At 65.7% G+C, this 19,424-nt stretch carries 21 protein-coding genes; 18 read left to right on the top strand and 3 right to left on the bottom strand.

The annotated features are described in order from the left end of the window. The 12 genes from BV95_RS09760 to BV95_RS09705 all read left to right on the top strand — a co-directional run bounded on the left by BV95_RS09760 (position 1) and on the right by BV95_RS09705 (position 8,280). Positions 1-1,122, top strand: coding sequence for a phosphoadenosine phosphosulfate reductase domain-containing protein (locus tag BV95_RS09760; protein WP_051749690.1), 1,122 nt, complete (start codon positions 1-3; stop codon positions 1,120-1,122). 201 nt (positions 1,123-1,323) lie between these two features. Further along, complete coding sequence (locus BV95_RS09755) at positions 1,324-2,250, top strand: adenine nucleotide alpha hydrolase family protein (protein ID WP_156028628.1); 927 nt, start codon at positions 1,324-1,326, stop codon at positions 2,248-2,250. Then, the gene (locus BV95_RS09750) at positions 2,247-2,597 is read left to right on the top strand and encodes a DUF3768 domain-containing protein (protein WP_037450739.1); all 351 of its coding nucleotides are present in this window, start codon (positions 2,247-2,249) and stop codon (positions 2,595-2,597) included. The genes BV95_RS09755 and BV95_RS09750 overlap by 4 nt, the downstream gene beginning before the upstream one ends. 42 nt (positions 2,598-2,639) lie before the next feature. Further along, a complete protein-coding gene (locus tag BV95_RS09745) occupies positions 2,640-2,834 on the top strand; it encodes a hypothetical protein (protein ID WP_037450737.1) in 195 nt (64 codons plus the stop codon). Next, positions 2,831-3,160 (top strand): hypothetical protein, encoded by a 330-nt coding sequence (locus BV95_RS09740; RefSeq protein ID WP_037450735.1) that lies wholly within the window; start codon positions 2,831-2,833, stop codon positions 3,158-3,160. The genes BV95_RS09745 and BV95_RS09740 overlap by 4 nt, the downstream gene beginning before the upstream one ends. A gap of 110 nt (positions 3,161-3,270) precedes the next feature. Then, entirely contained in the window at positions 3,271-4,026 is a 756-nt protein-coding gene (locus tag BV95_RS09735; RefSeq protein WP_037450734.1) for a hypothetical protein, read from the top strand. After that, positions 4,026-4,697 (top strand): RES domain-containing protein, encoded by a 672-nt coding sequence (locus tag BV95_RS09730; RefSeq protein ID WP_037450728.1) that lies wholly within the window; start codon positions 4,026-4,028, stop codon positions 4,695-4,697. The genes BV95_RS09735 and BV95_RS09730 overlap by 1 nt, the downstream gene beginning before the upstream one ends. Before the next feature lie 101 nt (positions 4,698-4,798). After that, positions 4,799-5,119, top strand: a complete 321-nt coding sequence (locus BV95_RS09725; RefSeq protein ID WP_037450726.1) for a DUF7673 family protein — start codon at positions 4,799-4,801, stop codon at positions 5,117-5,119. Between the two features lie 167 nt (positions 5,120-5,286). Further along, positions 5,287-5,793 (top strand): DUF736 domain-containing protein, encoded by a 507-nt coding sequence (locus BV95_RS09720; protein ID WP_037450723.1) that lies wholly within the window; start codon positions 5,287-5,289, stop codon positions 5,791-5,793. Between the two features lie 165 nt (positions 5,794-5,958). Continuing rightward, a complete protein-coding gene (locus BV95_RS09715) occupies positions 5,959-7,170 on the top strand; it encodes a phospholipase D family protein (RefSeq protein ID WP_037450719.1) in 1,212 nt (403 codons plus the stop codon). A 48-nt stretch (positions 7,171-7,218) separates the two neighbouring features. Continuing rightward, positions 7,219-7,713 (top strand): hypothetical protein, encoded by a 495-nt coding sequence (locus tag BV95_RS09710; protein WP_037450716.1) that lies wholly within the window; start codon positions 7,219-7,221, stop codon positions 7,711-7,713. A 246-nt stretch (positions 7,714-7,959) separates the two neighbouring features. Continuing rightward, the gene (locus BV95_RS09705; RefSeq protein WP_037450713.1) at positions 7,960-8,280 is read left to right on the top strand and encodes a single-stranded DNA-binding protein; all 321 of its coding nucleotides are present in this window, start codon (positions 7,960-7,962) and stop codon (positions 8,278-8,280) included. Between the two features lie 36 nt (positions 8,281-8,316). Here the strand turns inward: BV95_RS09705 and BV95_RS09700 are convergent, their stop codons facing one another. Beyond that, positions 8,317-9,450, bottom strand: a complete 1,134-nt coding sequence (locus tag BV95_RS09700) for a hypothetical protein (protein ID WP_037450710.1) — start codon at positions 9,448-9,450, stop codon at positions 8,317-8,319. A 467-nt stretch (positions 9,451-9,917) separates the two neighbouring features. Here BV95_RS09700 and BV95_RS09695 point away from each other — a divergent pair, with 467 nt between their 5' ends. Both BV95_RS09695 and BV95_RS09690 read left to right on the top strand, forming a co-directional pair. Then, positions 9,918-10,901, top strand: coding sequence for a DUF2493 domain-containing protein (locus tag BV95_RS09695; RefSeq protein ID WP_037450709.1), 984 nt, complete (start codon positions 9,918-9,920; stop codon positions 10,899-10,901). A 187-nt stretch (positions 10,902-11,088) separates the two neighbouring features. Further along, entirely contained in the window at positions 11,089-11,667 is a 579-nt protein-coding gene (locus tag BV95_RS09690) for a hypothetical protein (RefSeq protein WP_037450708.1), read from the top strand. A gap of 70 nt (positions 11,668-11,737) precedes the next feature. On the opposite strand, the gene BV95_RS24740 is transcribed toward BV95_RS09690, so the two are convergent. Further along, positions 11,738-11,872 (bottom strand): hypothetical protein, encoded by a 135-nt coding sequence (locus BV95_RS24740; RefSeq protein ID WP_255265438.1) that lies wholly within the window; start codon positions 11,870-11,872, stop codon positions 11,738-11,740. 668 nt (positions 11,873-12,540) lie between these two features. On the opposite strand from BV95_RS24740, the gene BV95_RS09685 reads away from it, so the two are divergent. After that, a complete protein-coding gene (locus BV95_RS09685) occupies positions 12,541-12,765 on the top strand; it encodes a hypothetical protein (protein WP_037450707.1) in 225 nt (74 codons plus the stop codon). A 113-nt stretch (positions 12,766-12,878) separates the two neighbouring features. Here BV95_RS09685 and BV95_RS09680 read toward each other — a convergent pair whose 3' ends face one another. Then, positions 12,879-13,097, bottom strand: coding sequence for a hypothetical protein (locus tag BV95_RS09680; RefSeq protein WP_037450706.1), 219 nt, complete (start codon positions 13,095-13,097; stop codon positions 12,879-12,881). A gap of 646 nt (positions 13,098-13,743) precedes the next feature. Here BV95_RS09680 and BV95_RS09675 point away from each other — a divergent pair. The 3 genes from BV95_RS09675 to mobF are packed head-to-tail and all read left to right on the top strand — an operon-like array spanning position 13,744 to position 19,390. Beyond that, on the top strand, positions 13,744-14,034 hold the full coding sequence (locus BV95_RS09675) for a hypothetical protein (RefSeq protein WP_037450703.1): 291 nt from the start codon (positions 13,744-13,746) through the stop codon (positions 14,032-14,034). Further along, the gene (locus tag BV95_RS09670; RefSeq protein WP_037450700.1) at positions 14,024-16,327 is read left to right on the top strand and encodes a type IV secretion system DNA-binding domain-containing protein; all 2,304 of its coding nucleotides are present in this window, start codon (positions 14,024-14,026) and stop codon (positions 16,325-16,327) included. The genes BV95_RS09675 and BV95_RS09670 overlap by 11 nt, the downstream gene beginning before the upstream one ends. Positions 16,328-16,330: 3 nt before the next feature. Continuing rightward, complete coding sequence (gene mobF, locus BV95_RS09665) at positions 16,331-19,390, top strand: MobF family relaxase (protein ID WP_037450698.1); 3,060 nt, start codon at positions 16,331-16,333, stop codon at positions 19,388-19,390. Positions 19,391-19,424 lie beyond the last annotated feature (34 nt).

Genomic DNA, 19,424 nt, shown 5'->3' with positions numbered 1-19,424 from the left:
ATGACCTACCTCGCTCGTCTTATCGCGGCAGGGGCGCACTCCGTTATGCCCGAGTTGCCAGGCATCGCGCTCACGCCCGACATCGTCGAAGCCATCGTCAATGATGCCTGGGTCGTCTTCAACCTCTCCGGAGGCAAGGATTCCACCGCAGCAATGTCAGCGGTGAATCTCTTCCTCGACTGGCTTGGCCATTCGCGTGATCGCAGAATGGCGGTTCATGCCGACCTTGGGCGGGCAGAGTGGGCGACCACTTCGGCCACCGTCGACCGCATCGCAGCAGAGGCAGGCGTTCCGCTTACAGTTGTCCGACGGTCAGCCGGCGACCTGGTGGACCGTTGGCTACAGCGCTTCGAAAGCGGCAAGCGCCGCTACGAGGCGCTGGAGACCTACAATCTCATCGGTCCCTGGTCGTCCGCTTCGCTCCGGTTTTGCCAGTCCGAAATGAAATCGGCCGTCATCGGTCCCGCCATCGCGCAGCGTCTGCGCGGACAGACGATCGTGTCCGTGCTGGGCCTGCGACGCGACGAAAGTCACAACCGCGCCGCGATACCGATCTCCAAGGCAGACCATCGTCACGCCAAGGCCGGAAACCGACACGGGACGGTGATGATGGTCTGGAACCCCATCGCAGACTGGACGAGTGGCGATGTCTTTCGCGCCCATCAGATCCTCGGTCTGCTCCTCCATGAGGCCTATACGGCCTACCAGGCCACGCGCCTTTCGTGCCGGTACTGCATCTTTGCCTCGATGCACGATCTCTCTGCGTCAGCATCGGCGCCGGCGAACGCGGAGGTCTATCGCGAGCTCGTCGACATCGAGGCTCGTTCGACGTTCCCGTTTCAACCGGCACGGTGGCTGGCGGATGTCGCGCCCCACCTTCTGGGATTAGCGCTGCGGGCTGATATCGCCCGCGCTAAGGCCGACCAGCTTGAGCGCCGGAGGCTCGAAGCGATGATGCCGCCAACGCTGCGCTACGTCAAAGGATGGCCTCCACGCGTGCCGACCCGCTCCGAGGCCGAGGACATCGCAACGGCGCGGCGACCGATCCTCGCCCGACACGGCCTGGCGGACCTCTATCCGACAGCTTCATCCATAATGGAGCGATTTTCAGACCTCCTGTGACGCGCATTGTCCGCCGCCACGAGACGGCGGCGCGCAACCTTGCGAACACCATCGCGCCATGTCTCAACAGTTGAAGCCGGTGGCGCCGGTGGTTGTCTCGGCCGAGGCCGACCGACGAAAGGGGAGGGGGGATCGAGTGGGATGCGGTGACCGACCGCGTTCGAGTTCGAGGCCCCGATGAGCACCTCTCCATTGCCACGCATGGTCGACAGCATTCTCGCCGGTGCCCCGCCGCCCGTGGTCCTAGCTTACGGGATCGGTGTGGACTCGACCGCGCTGCTGGTCGAACTGGAGGCAAGGGGCGAGGCGCCCGACCTTGTTCTCTCCGCGGACCCGGGAGCAGAAAAGCCCGAAACCTACGAATATCAGAAGGTCATGGCCGCCTGGATGGAGGCGCGCGGCATCCCCTACGAAGTGGTCCGCTACGTTCCTCGCCGGTTCAAGCACTGGCCGCCATATTACTCGATCCTGTCGAACGTCCTTACCAATGCGACGCTACCAAGCATCAGCATGGGCCGTCATAGCTGCTCGCTCAAATGGAAGGTCGCGCCGCAGGACGCCTTCCTGAAGCGATGGGCACCGGCCCAGGCCGCATGGGCGCGTGGGCAAAAGGTCATCCGTCTCATAGGCTATGATGCCTCGCCGGCGGATAGCCGCCGATACGCCCATGCAGCGACGATCGACGATCCCTTGTTCGACTGCCGGTGCCCGCTGCGGGACTGGGGTTGGACGCGGGACCGCTGCATCGCCCGGATCGTGGCGGCCGGCCTGCCGGTCCCGCCCAAATCGAGCTGCTTCTTCTGCGGCGCGATCCGGCCCGACGAGGTTCGGGCGCTCCCATCCTGGTGTCTGCGTCTCATTGTCCTCATCGAGGCCCGGGCAGCGCCACGGCTTCGCACGGTCGAAGGCCTGTGGCGTCGCTCGACCAAGACCAAGCCGGGCAGAATCACCGACTTCATCCGCGCGGAGCTGCTGCTCCCCGAGGCCGAGATCGCGTCGATCCAACGCGACGCGCCGACCGACCTCATCCGCTTCCAGGACGCTGCCGGTATCGTCCCGCTCGCCGAGCGCCCGACCATGGAGGCCTGGATCGACAGCTTCAACGCCGGACTGAAGGAAGCCGCATGACCGACCAGACAATCCGCATCGCGCAGCTCAACGACCTATGTCGTGCCGGCCGCGATCCGACCGCTCGAATCGTCATCACATCGACGTGCCTGGCTGCCCTAGCTGACGGGGCAGATCGCCTCGCTGAGATCGCCGCCCAGGCCGAAGTGCTCGCTGCGGTCCGCCACTACAGCTTCAGGCCCGAGGATGGCGCCGAGCGTTCGCGCGGAGAGTTCACGATCCGGCGCCAGCAGGTGCGTTTCGTCATCGATTACTATGACGCCTCGCTCGAATGGGGCTCGGAAAACCCCGCAGATCCGAGCGTCACGACCCGCGTCCTCACCATCATGCTGCCGCAGGACGATTAGCTCTCCTGCCTTCCATCCACCCGCAACGTCCGGAGAAATCCCATGCGTCGGATCACGCCGGCTACGCCCGAACATGGGCAGGCCATCGCAATTGCCGTTGAGCGACTGCGCGAAGCTCGTACCCTGCTCCGTCAGGCCGGCGCCCGTCAGGCCGCCTCGGCCGCGGGCAAGGCGATCAGCAGCGCCGAGGGCGCCGCGCGCCATGTCCAGCACAGGATACGAAGGACCGCGTCATGAGCCGCCACGATCTCCAGCCCAGAGCCGATCAACCCCATGTCGTCCGGGCGACGGTGGGTTGGGATCGCTCGCTCCAGACCTTTTTCGCTCAGGTCTTCTTCGTCACTGAGGACGAACCTGAGGAAGGTGAGGCGCTTATCTGGATCGGCACCGAACCGGGCGAGCTTCTTTCTGTCGAGGCCGTGATCGATATCGTCTCGCCGCACGCCATCGTCCCTGCGGGGCTTGCCGATCAACTCGCCGAGGACATGCGTGCGACTGCCGGAATCAAGGACGGCAGGCACCAGGCGTCGGCCAAGCGCAGCCTGTTCGGCTCCATCCACTGACCGAGCGGATCGATCGTTGCGAGAGCCTCCCTTTTTTATCGCTCGGACTCGCAATCTCTGCTATATGTGCTATATCGCTTCTGTGAGATAGCGAAACTAGGATTTGTATCATGGTAGCTGCAACCACTCCCGAGAAGCCCATCGCTCCGAGCCGTCGAGGCCGTGAGCGCGCCTTCTACGCGGGCGAGAGCCTTGCTGCCGCAGCGGTAGACAATGGATCTGTCGTTGTCAGCTTCTCGATCGCTCAGGACCCGGGCAATCTCGTCGTCCTCAAGGATGCCATCGCGGCGGTGGCGCCCAAGGGGAGCAAGCTCAAGGAAGGTACACCAAAGCTTCTGGCCGCGGTGCTGGAGAAGGTGGGCGAGCGATTTCTACGCGCGGCGTTCTCAACCGAGTTCGACAAGCTGATTTCCGAGTATCGCGTCATGCTTCGCGAAAATCTCGCCAAGGCCGACGACGCGCCGCTCAAGGCCGCTCTCAATCGCGCGCGTATCCAGGAGCGCATCCTCGCTTCGACGCCGATGGCGGATCAGACCGAGGCCTGCGAGTTGCTCGGCCTATCGGGCTCCAACCCTTCGGCGACCATGAAGCGCAAGGAGGAGAAGAACGAGCTGCTCCGCTTCACGGTCGATGGGCGCGCCGTCTATCCGCTCCTCCAGTTCGACGTAGAGAACCGGCGCATCTATCCCGCGCTCATCGAGATCATCGCGCGCAAGCCTGATGACTGGAGCAACTTCCGACTGCTCCACTGGCTGACGCGCGAGCATCTCGACTTCGACGACACGCCCGCCGCCGCGCTCGGCAGCGAGCCCGAGGCCGTCATCGCCGCATTCGAGCGTGCGATCGAGCCGGAGGTCCATGGCTGATGAAAATCAGCATAAAATTGCCTGCCCCGGCCACCATGCGGGTCGGGAAGGAAGCCTATTATCTTCTCAAGGCCGGCACCGAACTCGATCGGATCCATCCTGAGCGGTTCGGGTCGGCCCAATTCAACGATACGGCGCTCGGCAACGCCCGCTTCTCGCCGATCCGCGACGAGGGCGGCGCGATCATTCCCACCATCTATGCCGCGCAGTCCTTTGAATCGGCCACCTGCGAGATCATCCTGCGTTGCCCCGACACGCCACCGCGCAACCGGACCCGCGTCGCGCCGCGCGATATCGTTTTCCCGGCCGATTACCGGCACCACGCGCACAGCCACGTTCGCACCACCGCTGACCTCAATCTCGTCAGCCTCACGATCGCGGACCAACGCCGGATCGGCGTCAACTCGAACGCGCTTCTTGCGGGGCCCAAGAGCACCTACCCTGTCACGCGTGGCTGGGCCGAGCGCATCCACAAGGAATGCCCGTCCGCGCAGGGGCTCTTCTACACTTCCTACCAATATGGACCGGAATTTGCGGTCCTCCTCTTCGGCGACCGCGTGCCCGATGGCATCCTCGAACCGCTGACCAAGCGTGCGGTCGCGGACCCCAACTGCCACGATGAAATCCAGAAACTCGCGGACTCGCTCTCGATCGACTACGAGGACGTCTAGTGGCAGGGCGGGCATCGTGACTATGTCCGGCGTGCTCGGCACCGACAGCAGCCCTTGCACCCCGCGCCCGCTTCGATAGCATTCCCAGCAGGAGACGCCCGATGACGTCCGTGCCGACCGACTATGATTCCGCGCGCGCGGCACTGACGCGCCTCATCCCGCTCGCCCTGTCCGACACCGGCCAAGCGCGTCGCGTCGCCGACTTCCTGATGGCCTGGTGGAACGGGCCGGATCTCGGCCATTTCCAGATCGCCGACATGTTCGGGCTCGACGTCGCCGTTGCCAACGACATCACCACCATCATCGGCTTTCTCGGTCAGAACGATCGCGGCGCCGTCTATATCGACAGCCTCGGGTTCGCCGAGGAAATGCAGGACATCATAGCGCTCTGGCGGTCGCCGGCGGCTCGGCCCGACGCCTGATCCCGAATACGCCTCAAAGACGATCCTGAATCATCCCGACGGCGCCGAAGGGGCGCCCGTCGGAGCGGCGCTGGCGCGCCTTGCTCGGCCGAACGGCCGAGGAGGGGAGGGGGTCAGAGAAGGTGTTCGGACAAGGGGTTCGAACGAACTTTCTCAGGAGACGACCCATGAACATCGGCACCATCACCCAGAACGCCAGCGGCACCTACACCGGCAAGATCTCGACCCTGACGCTCGCGATCGTGATCGCCCTGCGCACCGTCCAGTCCGCCAACCCGCGTGCGCCCAAGTTCGAAATCCTCGCCTTGTCGGCCGCCCGCCAGTGGGTGCAGGTCGGCTCGCTCTTCGAACTGTCGTCCAACGCGACCGGCGAAAGCTTCCTCAACGGCAAGATCGAGGATCCGAGCCTCGACAAGCCGCTCTACATCTCGGCGTTCCGCCAGGAGGACGGCTCCTACAATGTCGTCTGGTCGCGCCCGACGCGCCGTCGCGATGCTCCGACCGACACGAACGCTGCCGACGACGGCCTGCCGCCGGTCCCGGGTGCTGACGAAGCGGCGCCGCCGGCAGGTGGCGACGGGCTCGGTGAGTCCTCGGCCGAAGGCGCCTTCGGGGCCGAGGCTGGCGCTTCGGGTGGCCGTCGTCGCGCCCGCACTCCGGAAACGGCCGGCTGATCCCGACCTGGCGCTCCTCTCCCTTGGGTCCGCTTCGCTGTTACGCGAAGCGGGCCCTTTTCTCGTTTATTTGCTCCGATCTGATCATAACCCCAGAACTGAATTGCAGCAGCGCGACATGTAGCTACCTATCCTTGTGTCGACTTGGGGGACACGGCGCAGAACATGCAGATCGTTTTATTGGAAGCAAAGGCTATTGCGCGTCGTCTGTCGGCGCTCATCGAAAAGCACGACCAGATCTCCATTGCGGTCGCTTGGGGCGAGCTGACCGGCGTCGCCGAGAAGCTGCTCGCCAACACCGCCAAGTTCGAGTCCGTTTTGCTCGGTGTTGATTTCTCCGCTACCGACCCGGACCTGATCGACCGCCTCGTCGACGTGCCCAACGCCTATGTCGCGAAGAACCGGCCCGGCTGTTTTCATCCGAAAATCTTCTACTTTCAGTCCGGCGCCAAGGCCGAGGCGATCGTCGGCAGCGCCAACTTCACGAACGGCGGGCTCGGCAGCAATCTCGAAGCGAGCGTCCATGTCAAAGGCGAAGCGGGCGACGCCTTCTTTGACCAAGTGCGCGCTCAGCTTAGCTCTTACGCGCATTTGCGCCTGCCGATCACCGGGCCGCTCGCCGCAACCTATCGCCGGCAAGCCAAGGCCGCAGACAAGGCGCCACGGCCGACGAACCCGGTTCTTTCCGGCGAGGCCAAGGACTGGGCGCGCGTCACCTCGCCGCTCGCCACCATGTCCTGGAAGGACTTCGTCAAGCTCGCCCGGCAGGACCTGCACCACGACTTCCGAAAGCGAATGAAGCTCGTCCGCGAGATTCAGCAGATGTTTGCCAAGACCGCCTCCTTCGGCGATCTTCCAGTCGCCGAGTGGAAGGGGATCGCCGGCGTTCTCGGCGCCGTCGAAGCCGAGGCGGCCCGGCTCGACGATTTCGACTGGGGATGGTTCGGCTCGATGGGCGGCGCCGGCACCTTTGCCGAGCTGATCGGACAGAAGAACGCCGCCATTGCCTCAGCATTGGATGCGATCCCAAAGCGCGGCGACGTCACGCAAGACGCGTTCGAGGGCTATGTCGAAGCCTTCACGGCTGCGTTTGCCGGCGCGTCCCGTACCGCCCGGCTCGGTCCGGCTACCCGGCTCCTGGCCATGAAGCGGCCGGACTTCTTCGTCTGCATGAACGCCGGCAACACGCCCGGTCTAGCCACGGCCCTCTCGTTTGCGCCGACCACCCTGTCGCTCGACAATTACTGGAAGCGGGTCATCGAGCCGATCCACCAGGCGCCATGGTTCAACGCGGACCGTCCCGCAGGCCGCGATATGGAGCTCTGGGACGCGCGCGTGGCTATGCTCGACGCCATCTACTACGCGCCGACCAAATGACTGCCTGCACCTCCACGACCGCACTCACGCCAGGATTTCACACCGCGCATGGCTGACGAAACCTATCCCTGGACCGGCACCTTCACCGATCTTCCTGCCGCCGACCAGCTTGCCGTCGCAAAGCTCGTGGTGCGGGGCAAGGCCGTGGTCGGGACCGTCGACAACCTTCTTGGCCGCCTCACGCGGACCCGCTGCGTCGCGCTGCTTCGCGAGACTGCCGACGATCGCATCGTGGCCGCTGCCGCCTGGAAGCAGCCCGGCACCTCCTACCGCCGGGACAAGTTCAAGCTGGCCGGCGCACCGATCGTCGGGTTCGAGACCTCGCCCGAACTCGGCTATGTCGTGAGGGCGGCCGACGTGCGGGGTCGCCAGCTCTCCGGCGGCTTGATCGACGCCATCGTTGCTCAGATCACCGAACCGACCTTTGCGACCACCAGCAGCAACACGATCCGCAACCACCTTGAGCGGGTAGGCTTCACGCGCGTCGGTGGCGATTGGCAGGGCAAGAAAGGCATGCTCTCGCTCTGGACCTTCAGGCCCTGATCGGCCTGGTCGTCCGGTCGAACCCTCGATCGATCCGGCGCCCTTCCTTCGCCTGTTCCTGACACCTGCGGCGAGACGGTGCCGGCCCGCAACCCCCTCTGGTCGCCCGTGTTGCCGCTACGCGGCTGCCCGCGCCAGCTCCCGCCGGGGGTTTCCCTTCGCTGCGCTCCGGTGCTGGCCGGTCCCGCACGCCGCTCTTCGGTGTCACCGGCGGGAAGGCCGCTGGGTCAAACGAGGAGCATCACTATGAACAACGTCAATCTCGCCGGCCGGGTCGTCAAGGATCCCGAGACCCGCGGCAGCGTCACCACCCTGATCGTCGCCACCGACCGACTGAAGCTCAAGGATGGCAAGTCCTATGTCGACGAGGCAACCGGCTATACGGCGAAGGACACCGAGTTCCACAAGGTGACCTGCTTCAACGGTCTCTCGCGCTCGGCCGCGTCGCGCAAGAAAGGCGACGTCGTCGCGATCACCGGCAGCCTCCACTATTCGAGCTGGGAAGACCGCGATGGCGTCACCCGATACGGCTGCGAAATCTGGGCCGACAAGATCGACTTCTTCTGACCCGGAGGGGCGGCGCTGCGGCGCCGCCCACGATCGCTATTCGCGGGGCTCGCCGAGCGACGGCGCCAGCGGCATCAGCGCGGTCTCATAGATCCAGGCGCGCGCGAGCTGATTTGACAGAGGATCGCGGAACACGACCAGACGCCAACGCCCCTGCTTCTTCTCGATCGCGACGACCTGGCCGCTCTGCGCCCTGAGCACCACGTCGCCAGCGCGCTCGGGCTTGCGGCGCAACGTCGCGGCGCGCGTCAGCTCGGCCTTCTGGAGCTTCTCCAGATAGGCTTCGCTGGCGTGCGCATCGGCCGCCATCAGGCGCTCGTTGTCATGGTGGAGGACTTCGAATTTCTGGTTCAGCTCGGCAATCGCCTTCGTCTGCTCCGCCGACTGGTTCGGCAGCAAGGTGACGATCGCGAGCACGAAGCTAAGAAACCCGAACAGCCAGCCGCTCCACTGCATGAGGCCCATCGTGCTCATCTCGGCGATCGTCTTCGGGCCGAGCTTCGTCATGCCCGTCGAGATCGTCTCGAGCATCTCGCCGAACAGCGCCGCGCTTTCCTCCTCGCTCGGCGCCGCGGCGATCGCTTCCGCGATGCGCTGCGTCTCGATCACCATCTCGGCTGCGATGACCGTGGACGACTCCACGTCATCATCGCTCGCGCGCAGCGTCATGATGTCGATCATGCGCATGCGCTCTGCGATCGCGCCGAACGCAGTGACGCGCGGCAGCATCTCGGCCATCATCCGGCGATAGGTCTCGCCGGTCCTGGCCGCCGCCATCGCTGCCGCCACGGTCGACCGGTTAGCGTCGAACGCGCGCATCGTGTCGAGCACACTAGACGACAACCGTCGCTGCTGTTCGATCAGCTCAGCGTCGCGGTGCATGATCGTGCGGGCGGTCTCGGAAATCGTCAGCGCCCAGGCCGGCGTCGTCAGCGCCTTCAACTTCTCGATGGTGTCCGCATGCGAGCGCGCGGTCTCATAGGCGGTCGACAAAACGCCGCTGCGCTGCAGCTCTCGGACATGCGCCAGCGGCCCCTCGAGCTCCTTCATCCGCTGCTGAAGCTCATAGGCGGGACCAAGCGCCCGCTTGAGCGCCTCCATCTGCTCGCGCTCGCGGCGGAACGGGTCGTGATAAGGGCCGCCGGGGCCAAAAGGATTGTTCGTCGTCATGGCGAAGACTTGCCAGAATTGGCGTTCCGGTTCGACTAACATTCAATGCACCACAGTGAACCGCCGCCCAATCTTCTAAAGGAGCTGACGCATCCCGCCTTTCCGGCGGGACCGGCGCCCTAGTCGCCTTTGGCTCCCGGAGCCACGGCGCTGCCGCGTCTCCGCCCTGCCGGGTGACGACCGCCTTGCAGGGGCGCCTGGGGCGAGGGGAGTGCCCAAAAAATCTCTCTCTTATGACTTCCTAGATATGACGTGCGGGGATCCGGGCCCGTCAAGGATGAGCGGTCCCCCCAATTTTCACGAACCCTCCGCTTGCGCTCCAGGCCCGAGAAAATCGGCTCCCCCGCTCCCCGCGTGGCGGCGTTCACCGGGTCCGGCTGCGCCGGCTTCCCGGTGAACGTCCCTGACCGACCCGACCGCCGCACGTCCTGAGAGAGGCCTCATCGAGTGGATGAGATCAAACTCTCATGGAGGCTATCATGCGTTTCACGAACTTCGCCGACCTCGCCAGCTTCATCGCCGAAGAAACCAGCAACTACGACCGGTCCACGACCTACGAAGCCGCCTTCGTCGAGCATGGCGGACTCGCCAAGATGGAGGTCGTCCAGGAAGCCGAACAGATCGACATGCCCGATCCCGAGCAGGTTCGCGCGGCTGTCGAGATGATGATGCAGACGATGTTCGACGTGCTGCGCGACACGCGCTTGGAGCCGTTCGCGACCGATCTCGCCTGGGGCTTCGCCAATAGCTTCCATGTCGTCGCCAAGCGCATCGAGGGCCGGGAAGACGACGCCGCGAAGAAGCTCGGCGATCTCGCCCGCAGCTACGACCCGTCCGAGATCTACGCCGCCGAACTGGAGGACACGCAGCTGCTCTGCCAGACGCTGCAGGGATGCCGCGAAGCGATGGAGTGCATGCGCGACCACGCGGCCGAGGTCTACCGCGTCGAAACCGGCAAGCCCTTCTCGCCGGTCCGGGGAAGCCGGGTCTCCAGCGCCCTCAATGCGTCGATGATCGAGGCTCGCGACTATCTTGCCTCGCGCGCCCGCGAGCGCCGGGAACAGTTCGCGCCGGAAGGCCCCGTCGTCGCCTTCTCCGGTGGCCAGGTCTGGGAAGATGCGGACCTGCTCTGGAACGGTCTCGACGGCATCAAGGCCCGCATCCCGGAAATGATCCTCGCGACGACCGCGCAGGCCAAGGGCTGCGATGCGGTGGCGCACGCCTGGGCTGCATCGCGCGGCGTCAAGGTCATCCAGTTCCGGCTCGACCGCAGTCAGGGCAACCGCGCCGCCTTCGTCCGCAACGACCGCATCCTCGGTCTCAAGCCGGTGGAAGCGGTCATCTGCGAAGGCTCGGGCATCCAGCAGAATCTCGCCCAGAAGCTGCGGCAGGCGGGCGTCCCGCTCCACATCGTCCGGCTCGCGCACCAGCGCATCAAGCAGGGCGCCTGAGCCCTGGCGGAGGGGCCTCGGCTACGGCCGGGGCCTCTCCTCCCTTTCTTTCCGTGGCATGCGGCGCTTGGGGGCATCGAGCCCCCTCGCGCCGCGAGGACTGAGCGCTTTCGCGCTCGCGGCACCACGCTGCGCGGCCAAAGGGGAGGGGGGTGAGAGCGAGGCGGTTCAACAAGGGGAGGACGAGATGTCCATCACGTTCCGCATCGCCACCGCCGCCGACGATCAGCCCGGACCGGTCGCCACCATCAATGCCCGCCAGCTCGCCGCCTTTCGCGCCTATCTGCGCGAGCAGGGCCAGCGTCTCGGCCTCGCGCTCCTCGATCCCGACAGCGACCAGGAGCGGGTACTCGCCCTCAATTTCGAGGCGCGCATCTGCCCGCTCGCGATCGCCGCGACCGCCCGCATCTTCGACTATGACGAAGCCGTCATCGCCGTGCTGGACGAGGCCCAGTTCCGCAGCCGGCGGGTGACTATCTGGTGGTATGAGACGGACCGCGTCATCCGCATGCGCGTGTCGCCGACATCGGACGCCGGTGTCGAACTCGACCTGGCAACGGACAGCGCCCATGCGCTGCTGGAGAGCCTCGCGATCCGACCCGACGACGTCGGTGAAATTCCCGTCGACGCCATCCGCGCGCGGCTCTCCAACCCGGCCGTCCGCCGGCGCGCCGACGCTGAAGGGACGACCCGCTATCTCGACCAGCTCGACCGGCTTGTCTCCTATGCGGACACGGACAGCGCAACGCGCCTCGAATGGGCCTAGCCTCCCCCATTGGAGACGCAGAAGGGGGGCGCGTCACTCGCTGGCGTACCCTTTTTTGCCTGCCTGGCGCTCAGCCCGCGGGCAGCGCTCGCGGCTTGATGAGCGCCTCGATGGCGAGTTGCAGATGCTCGCTCGCCTCCTCGTCCTTCAGCGATGTAGCATAGGTCAGCGCCTGCCGCGTCAGGGCCAGCGCAAGCGCACGCACGACCGTAGGCTCCTTATCATCATGGTCCATATCACCACCCCGAGCGCGGGGGTTTATCGGAGCTGTCGGCGCGCCCGTCCAGATCAACTCCCGCGCACTGGGCGCGGGAGCCGGGGCTGGTAACACGTCGAGACATGCGCCTACGCTTTTAGTGCCGAGGCACCTGGACATATGCGCAGGCACCCCGGCGTGAACCTCACACCGAGTTGCCGTTCTCGACGGGATTACCAGTCCCGGCGCTGCCCGTTCTGCAGCGCCCGAGGGGACTAACACAGGGACATCAATGAACCAAACTGAACGGCGCGATGCTGACCATTGCGATGTCAACGCGCCGCTCCATAACGGCCTGAACCCCGATCGGTGCAAGCAATCTCCGGAGCCCGCGCCTCAAAGCCCGTGGGGCGACCGTCGCGCTCCCATCAGAGGATAAAATCTCTCACAGATTTCCGAGGATGTCGTTGAGCGAACCACCGCGTCAAGGACGGCGGGGCCCCACCATTTTCCTTGGCGGAACGAACGGCGCGCCTCTCCTTCAAGGACAGTGGCCGCCAAGGAAAATCGTGACCCCCACCGCCGCTTCGCGGCGCCGGCTGTGCCGGCGTCCCTGACCCGGCGGCCCGCTCAACGACGACCATTCCCCTGTCATTCAAGACGACAGGAGCACCATCATGCAGATCATCTCGACCGCCGCCCACGCCGACGCCGCTGCCTATCTCGCCGCTCTCGCCTTCGCCGAGCGTCGCGCGCTCCACAGCTTCTTCGACCAGCACATCATCGAAGAGGAGGACGGCCGCTACGTCGCCATCGACGAGGGCGATTACGACGCGCTGCCGATGCGGCTCATCGACCGGGTGGTCCACACGGTCCCCGGCCGGATGTCCGACGAGTTCTGAAGGGTGAGGGGAGGGGCCGCGCGCCTCTCCCTTTTTTTGTGTGGGAGGGATACGGCCATGAGGGGCATCGAGCCCCCCATGGCCGTGCCGCGGCGCCGCCGCGGCGGTCGGGGTCAGGCGGCCAGCTTCTTCTCGACGGCCTCGATACCGAGTGTCTTGATCCGATCCATGAGGGCGCCCAACCGCTTGCCGTCGAGCTTCAGCAGCCCCGCTCGTTCGACCAGCGTGATCGCCTGTTCACGTTCCTTCTCTTCGAGCATCTTGCGTCGGCTCTGCAGCTTCCGCTCGTCCTCTTCGAGTGCCAACCGCTCCTGTTCCAATGTCTTTGCCATAAGTGCCTCTTGTGAAGGCTAATCGGGCTATGAACCGGGTGACTATAGCTGTGGCGCCTGACGCCCGGAAGAAGAAGTTTGGGTCGGCTGGGCGGATCAGGCCAAGGCCCGATCACGGCTCTATTCGCTAAGGCCGACGCCTTGTCTCAGCCCGTTCGGGTCACGATCCTCGCCTTCCCAATGGGGCCTTCGGCCGCCATTGGTCCCGCGTCTCGGGCTTCGCCCGAGCGCGGAGAGGACGGCCCCGGACGGCATCCCTCTTGCGACCGGCCTGCCTGGCAGCACCGGGAATCGCGGTTCCGCCTCACGGCGGACCTCTGCCCTGCCAGACCCGGCAAACGGCGCCCTCCAACCAGCTTCGAACAGGCCCGGGACCTGGGATCAGTCTCAAAGGATGAGCACACCCTACGCACCTGAAGGTGCAGGGTTTCCGTTGTTGCACAACGGCTTAGCGCGGAAGGGAAGGAGAGTATGGCGTAGTACGGATTTGAGGCCGCGCGAAATGGACGGAAATCCGCCAATCCCATGTACTACGCGAGACTACAGGGCGACGGGGTCGCAGGATCAACTTGCCCGGTCTCAGCTGCACCGCTATAAATAAGGCTCTTCTTCGGTCCCCACCAGCCTCCCTGCTAGGAGGTTGGTCTTGGCTACCAGTTACAGGCACTACAATATCCGCCTGGAGCGCTCCCAGTGGGACCGCCTCAGCGCGATCGCCGCCGAGCAGAAGCTGACGGTCGCCGACATCATCCGGTCGGCCCTCGATGTCTTCCTCTCCTCCTCCGACGTCCTGACCGCCAGCCAGCGCCGGCTGGCCCGCATCAGCGAGTTCCAGCAGCTCGCCTTGGACGTCATCATCCGCGAGCAATATCCCGAACTGCGCGATCGGCTTGTCGCCGAAACCGACAAGCGCCTGGTCCAATATCATGGCGCGTAAGGACATCCGCTCGAACGGTCAGAACATCCCGCTGACCCACCACTCCGCGCGCGGCCGCGTGCAGCGCAACTCGGGCAATTTCACGCGCGGCTCCCAGCTTCTCACCCATGAGATGCTGATGTGGTTCTCGGGCGCCAGGCTGCCGATCCTGGCGTGGTTCTTCGCCTTCCTCCTGGCCTGGTTCATCATCCTCTCGATCCGCCTCGACGAGCACGGTTTCCAGCTCGTCTGCATGAAGGTCTATGCGGGCCTCTGGAACTGGGTCGACCTCAACCCGAACAAGCGCGTCAACGTCACGCTGCCGAGCGGCGAGGTCTACAAAACCATCATGCCGGCGGTGCCCTATATCCCCGCCGTCCAGAAGGCCTGGGCCACGACCGTCCACGCACTGATCGGCTCGCTCCTGGTCTCGATCTTCGTCGTCACGCCGCTCGCGATCTGGTTCATCGACATCTCCCGCCGGCGCGGCAAATCGATCCTTCAGGAACGCCATGAGCGCGGCGCCATGCTCGTCGTTCGCGCCGTCCTCGTCTCCGAAATCGCGCAGCACAATGCCGCCAAGTTCGAAGAAGATGCACACCAGTTTTTCCCCCGGCTGAGCCCGGCCGCCGTACTCCGCCTGCCCTTTTCCGAGCGAAAGGCGGGCGGGATCCATCATCCCTACACGCTCGCCGGCGTGCCCTATCCGCATCGCCTCGAACAGTCCCACACCATGCTCATCGGCACGACCGGCGCGGGCAAGACGACGGAACTCAGAAGCCTGGTCACCCAGATGCGTCAACGGCAGGACAATGCCGTTATCTTCGACCTTACCGGCGCCTATGTTGAAGCCTTCTACGATCCGGCCCGAGACACGATCCTCAACCCCATGGATCAGCGCTGCCCGGCCTGGTCGATCTTCAACGACTGCTCGACCTACAGCCATTTCACGTCCGCCGCCGCGGCGCTGATCCCGTCCGATGGTGGTTCGTCCGAACCCTTCTGGGCGCTCGCGGCGCGGACCCTCTTCATCGAGATGTGCGTGCGCCTCCAGGAGCGCGGCCAGACGAGCAATCTCGCCCTCTCCGAGAACCTGATGACGGCGGACCTGAAGCGCGTTCACCGCTTCCTCGCCAACACCATCGCCGACCCGCTGACCGCGCCGGAAGCCGCCCGCATGGCCGAGTCCATCCGCGCCGTCTTCAACACCAATGCGCAGGTCCTGCGCTTCCTCCCGGACGAGGGCGAACAGTTCTCGATCCGGCGCTGGATGACCACCGAGCGCGCGCCTGGATCGATCCTGTTCGTCACCTCCGATTACGACGACCTGGAGATGAACAGGCCGCTGCTCACGCTCTGGATGAATCTCGCAATCACCAGTCTGATGACGCTGCCCCGGACCCGCAGCTTGCGGACCTGGTTCATGTTCGACGAGGTCGGTGCGCTCCACCGCCTGCCCGCGATCGAGAAGGGACTTCAGACCGCCCGCAACTTCGGCGGCGCGATGATCCTGGGGCTCCACAGCTTCCAGAAACTGGTCGAGGTCTATGGCGAGGAGGGCGCCCGCAATCTCGCCTCACTCGCGCGCACCAAGCTCATCCTCGCGACCAGCGAACTCAAGACCGCCGAGGAATGCTCGCAATATATCGGCAACCGCGAAGTGCGGCAGATGGATGAGGCCTATAGTTATGGCTACAACAACAATCGTGACGCCTCGACCCTGACCCCGCGCAAGCAGGTCGAGCCCCTCGTCATCGCTGACGACATCACGAACCTGCCCTCGATGCACGGGTTCGTGAAGTTCCCCGATGGCTTTCCCGCCGCGCGCATTCTGCTCGAGTGGAAGGACTATCCCGAGGTCGCCCGTGGCTTCATGGCCCGGCCCTCGATGCAGCCGGTGCGCTCGCGCCGCGGCGAGGATGCTTTCTCCGAAGACGGGGGCGAGGCCGGCGGCCGCGACGGCGCCGCGCAAATCATCGATGAGGTCGTCGAATCGACCAATCTCGCAAAGGACATGGCCGCCCGGATCCTGCAGGGACCGCCCGAGGAAGAGAGCGCCGACGCGGCGCGCACCGCTCAGCGCAACGACGATCGCGACGAGCAGTCCACGCCGGCGAACCGCACGGCCGACAAGGGGGCTGCAGGCACGCCCAGGGAGGGCGAACAGGCGGCGGCCACGCGGCCCGAGGGGGAGCGGCGCGATGCGCGCGGCGCCGTCGCGCCCGGCCCGCAGGTCGAGGACCAGACTCTCATCGAGCTGCGCCAGGGATTCGCCGCCGGACGCGACAATGACGATCTCGATATGGGCATCTGACCCATGCACTCGATCGCCTCGGTCCGTTCCGCAGCCGGCGCCGCGAACTATTTCGCGAAGGACGACTTCAAGGACAATTACTACACGGCCGACGGCTCGGCCGAGATCAGCGAATGGGGCGGGGCAGGGGCTGAAGCGCTGGGGCTTTCCGGCGAGGTCGCCCGCGACGCTTTCGAGAAAACGCTGAGCGGCGTGCTGCCGAGCGGGGAAGGCATCGCCCAGGTCGAGAACCGGCGCAATGGGCTCGACCTTACCTTCTCGGTGCCGAAGTCGGTGTCGGTCATGGCCTATATCGCCGGTGACAAGCGCGTGTTCGCGGCGAACATGAGCGCGGTCCAGAAGACCATGGCCTGGGTCGAGAAAAACCTCGCCGAAGGGCGCAAGGATATTGAGGGCCGCAAGGTGCCGGTCCGCACCGGCAACCTCGTCTACGCACTCTTCCAGCACGACACGAGCCGGGCGCTCGATCCACAGGCCCATATCCATGCCGTCGTCGCCAATCTGACCCGCATGCCGGACGGTAAGTGGCAGGCGCTCCATGCCGACAAGATCTGGAGCAACAACACGACGATCGGCGCCATCTACCACGCCTACCTGCGCAGCGGGCTCGAGCAGCTCGGCTACCAGGTCGAAATGAAGGGCAAGCACGGCACCTTCGAGATCGCCGGCGTTCCCAAGGCGGTGATCGACGCCTTCAGCCAGCGGCGCGAAGCCATCCTCGAGAAGGCGGCGGAGCTCGGCATCGTCTCGCCAAAAGGGCGTGACGGGGTCACCACCACCACCCGCGATCCCAAGCTCAATGTCGAGGACCGTGGCACTCTCGTCCAGGGCTGGATCGACAAGGCGGCCGCGCTCGGCTTCGACGGCAAGAGCCTGCTCGCTTCGGCCGATGCACGGGCCGGGCAGGGTCTCGCAGATACCCGCTTCGAACGCGGCTATCGGGCGGTCACCGACGTGATCGCCGGCGCGCGCGAGATTGTCGGCGGCTTCCTGCGCTCGCCCGATCCGCTGGTCGACAGCGGCCTAGCCCGCGCCACGAAATCGCCGGCCGTCGCCCGCTCGCAGCTTGCGGTCGCTTCGGCGGTGCGGATCCTTTCCGAGCGCGAAGCGGCGTTCGGCCACCATCAGCTTTCGAAGACCGCGCTGGATCTCGGCCTCAAAGGAGTGACGATCGACACGGTCGAGCACCGGATCGGCCAGCTCATCGAGAACCGCCAGCTCATCCAGGGGGTCGCACGCATCGGCGACAAAGGCGTCGAGATGCTGACGACGCAGGACGCCTTGCGCACCGAGCAGAACATCCTTGCCGCGGTCGAGGCGGGCGCCGGGACAGCGACGCCGATGGTCTCAGCGGCCGACGCGCCCGAACGGCTGCAGGCGGTGGCCGATCGGTCGCTCAATGCCGGCCAGCTCGGCGCCGCGACGCTCATTCTCTCCTCGGCCGATCGCACGGTTGCGATCCAGGGCATCGCCGGCGCCGGCAAGTCGACCATGCTCCAGGCGGTCGCTCGTGTCGCGGAAGCGGAGGGGCGCAAGGTTCTCGGCCTTGCCTTCCAGAACAAGATGGTCGCGGACCTCGCCGAGGGGGCGGGGATCGAGAGTCAGACGATCGCCTCGTTCGTCCTCGCCAACGGGAAGTTCGTGACCGAGCGCGACAGCCCGCGGTTCGAGGATGCGCGTGCCAGGCTCGCCGGCGCCATGCTCGTGGTCGACGAGACCTCAATGGTGTCGAGCAATGACATGCTGCGGCTCCACCAGATCGCCGACGCGCTCGCCGTCGACAAGCTCGTCCTGGTCGGCGATCGCCAGCAGCTCTCCTCGATTGATGCCGGCAAATCCTTCGCGATGATCCAGGCGGGCGGCGGGACCATGGCGCGCATGGACGAGAATATCCGTCAGCGCACCGACACGCTGCGCACGGTCGCTGCGCTCGCCAATGTCGGGAAGGCCGGCGAGGCGATGAAAGTCCTGGGCGACAAGGTCCATGAGAGCGAGAGCCCGCCCGAAACCGCCGCCGAAATGTGGCTCGCCCTTTCCGGCGAGGACCGCGCGGCCACCGCCGTGTTCGCCTCGGGTCGGGAGTCCCGCGCGATCATCAACCAGCGCATCCAGGACGGGCTTGCGGCCGAGGGCAGCGTCAGGGGGGAGGGCATCCACCTGACCGTCTATGAGCGGGTCAACCTCACCCGGGAGGAGCTGCGGTACGCCTCCTCCTATCGGCCCGGACAAACCCTCGACGTCGGGCGCGGCGGCGCGCAGGACGTCGGGCTCGGGCAGGGTCGCTACGACGTCACCAGAGTGCTGCCCTCGGGCAAGGTCGAGCTGTCTCATGGCGGCCGCAAGGTCCGGTTCGATCTCCAGAAACTCTCGCCCACCGAGAAGCGCGATCGCCTCGAACTGACCGAGAAGAAGGACCTCCACGTGCGCGAGGGCGACCGCATTCGCTGGACCGCCAACGACAAGCCGCGCGACCTTCACAATGCCGCCCTCGCGCGGGTGGTGGCGATCGATGCGAGCGGCGTCACTGTCGAGACGGCGGCCAAGCAGACCCTGACCCTCGAGCTCGGCGATCCGATGCTCTCGCGCCTGGACCTCGCCTACGCGCTCAACATGCACATGGCGCAGGGCATCACGACCGACAAAGCCATCACGGTCATGGACAGCCACGAGCGCAACCTGTCCAACCAGCGCCTGTTCAATGTCGGCGTGACCCGCGTCCGCGACGATCTCACCATGGTCGTCGACGACAAGGAGCGGCTCGAGCGCCAGCTCGACGCCAACCCGGGCAACAAGACCTCCGCCCTCGAAACGCTCGGCCGCCTCGACATCGATGGCAAGAAGGCCGGGTCCGAGCGGGTCAAGTTCGACCCAGGCCCGATCGACGGCATCAACCTTGCCGGACAGGACGAGATCCTCGCTGATCTGCCCCCGCTTCCGGATGGGCCGCTGCCGGCGGCCACGCCGGCGAAGGGCGACGATCTGAAGGCGCCACCCGATCTCAAGCCCGACAAGGCGGACCTGCTGCCGCCGCTCCCCGAGCGGAGCCTGGGCCTCGATTTGTAGCGAAGCGCCGGCGTGGTGCCGGCAGAATGAAGGA

Source organism: Sphingobium chlorophenolicum (assembly GCF_000722875.1).
GTDB classification, from domain to species: Bacteria; Pseudomonadota; Alphaproteobacteria; order Sphingomonadales; family Sphingomonadaceae; genus Sphingobium; species Sphingobium chlorophenolicum.
Note: the sequence above shows the minus strand (reverse complement) of the source record. Positions and strands in the feature narration are given on the sequence as shown.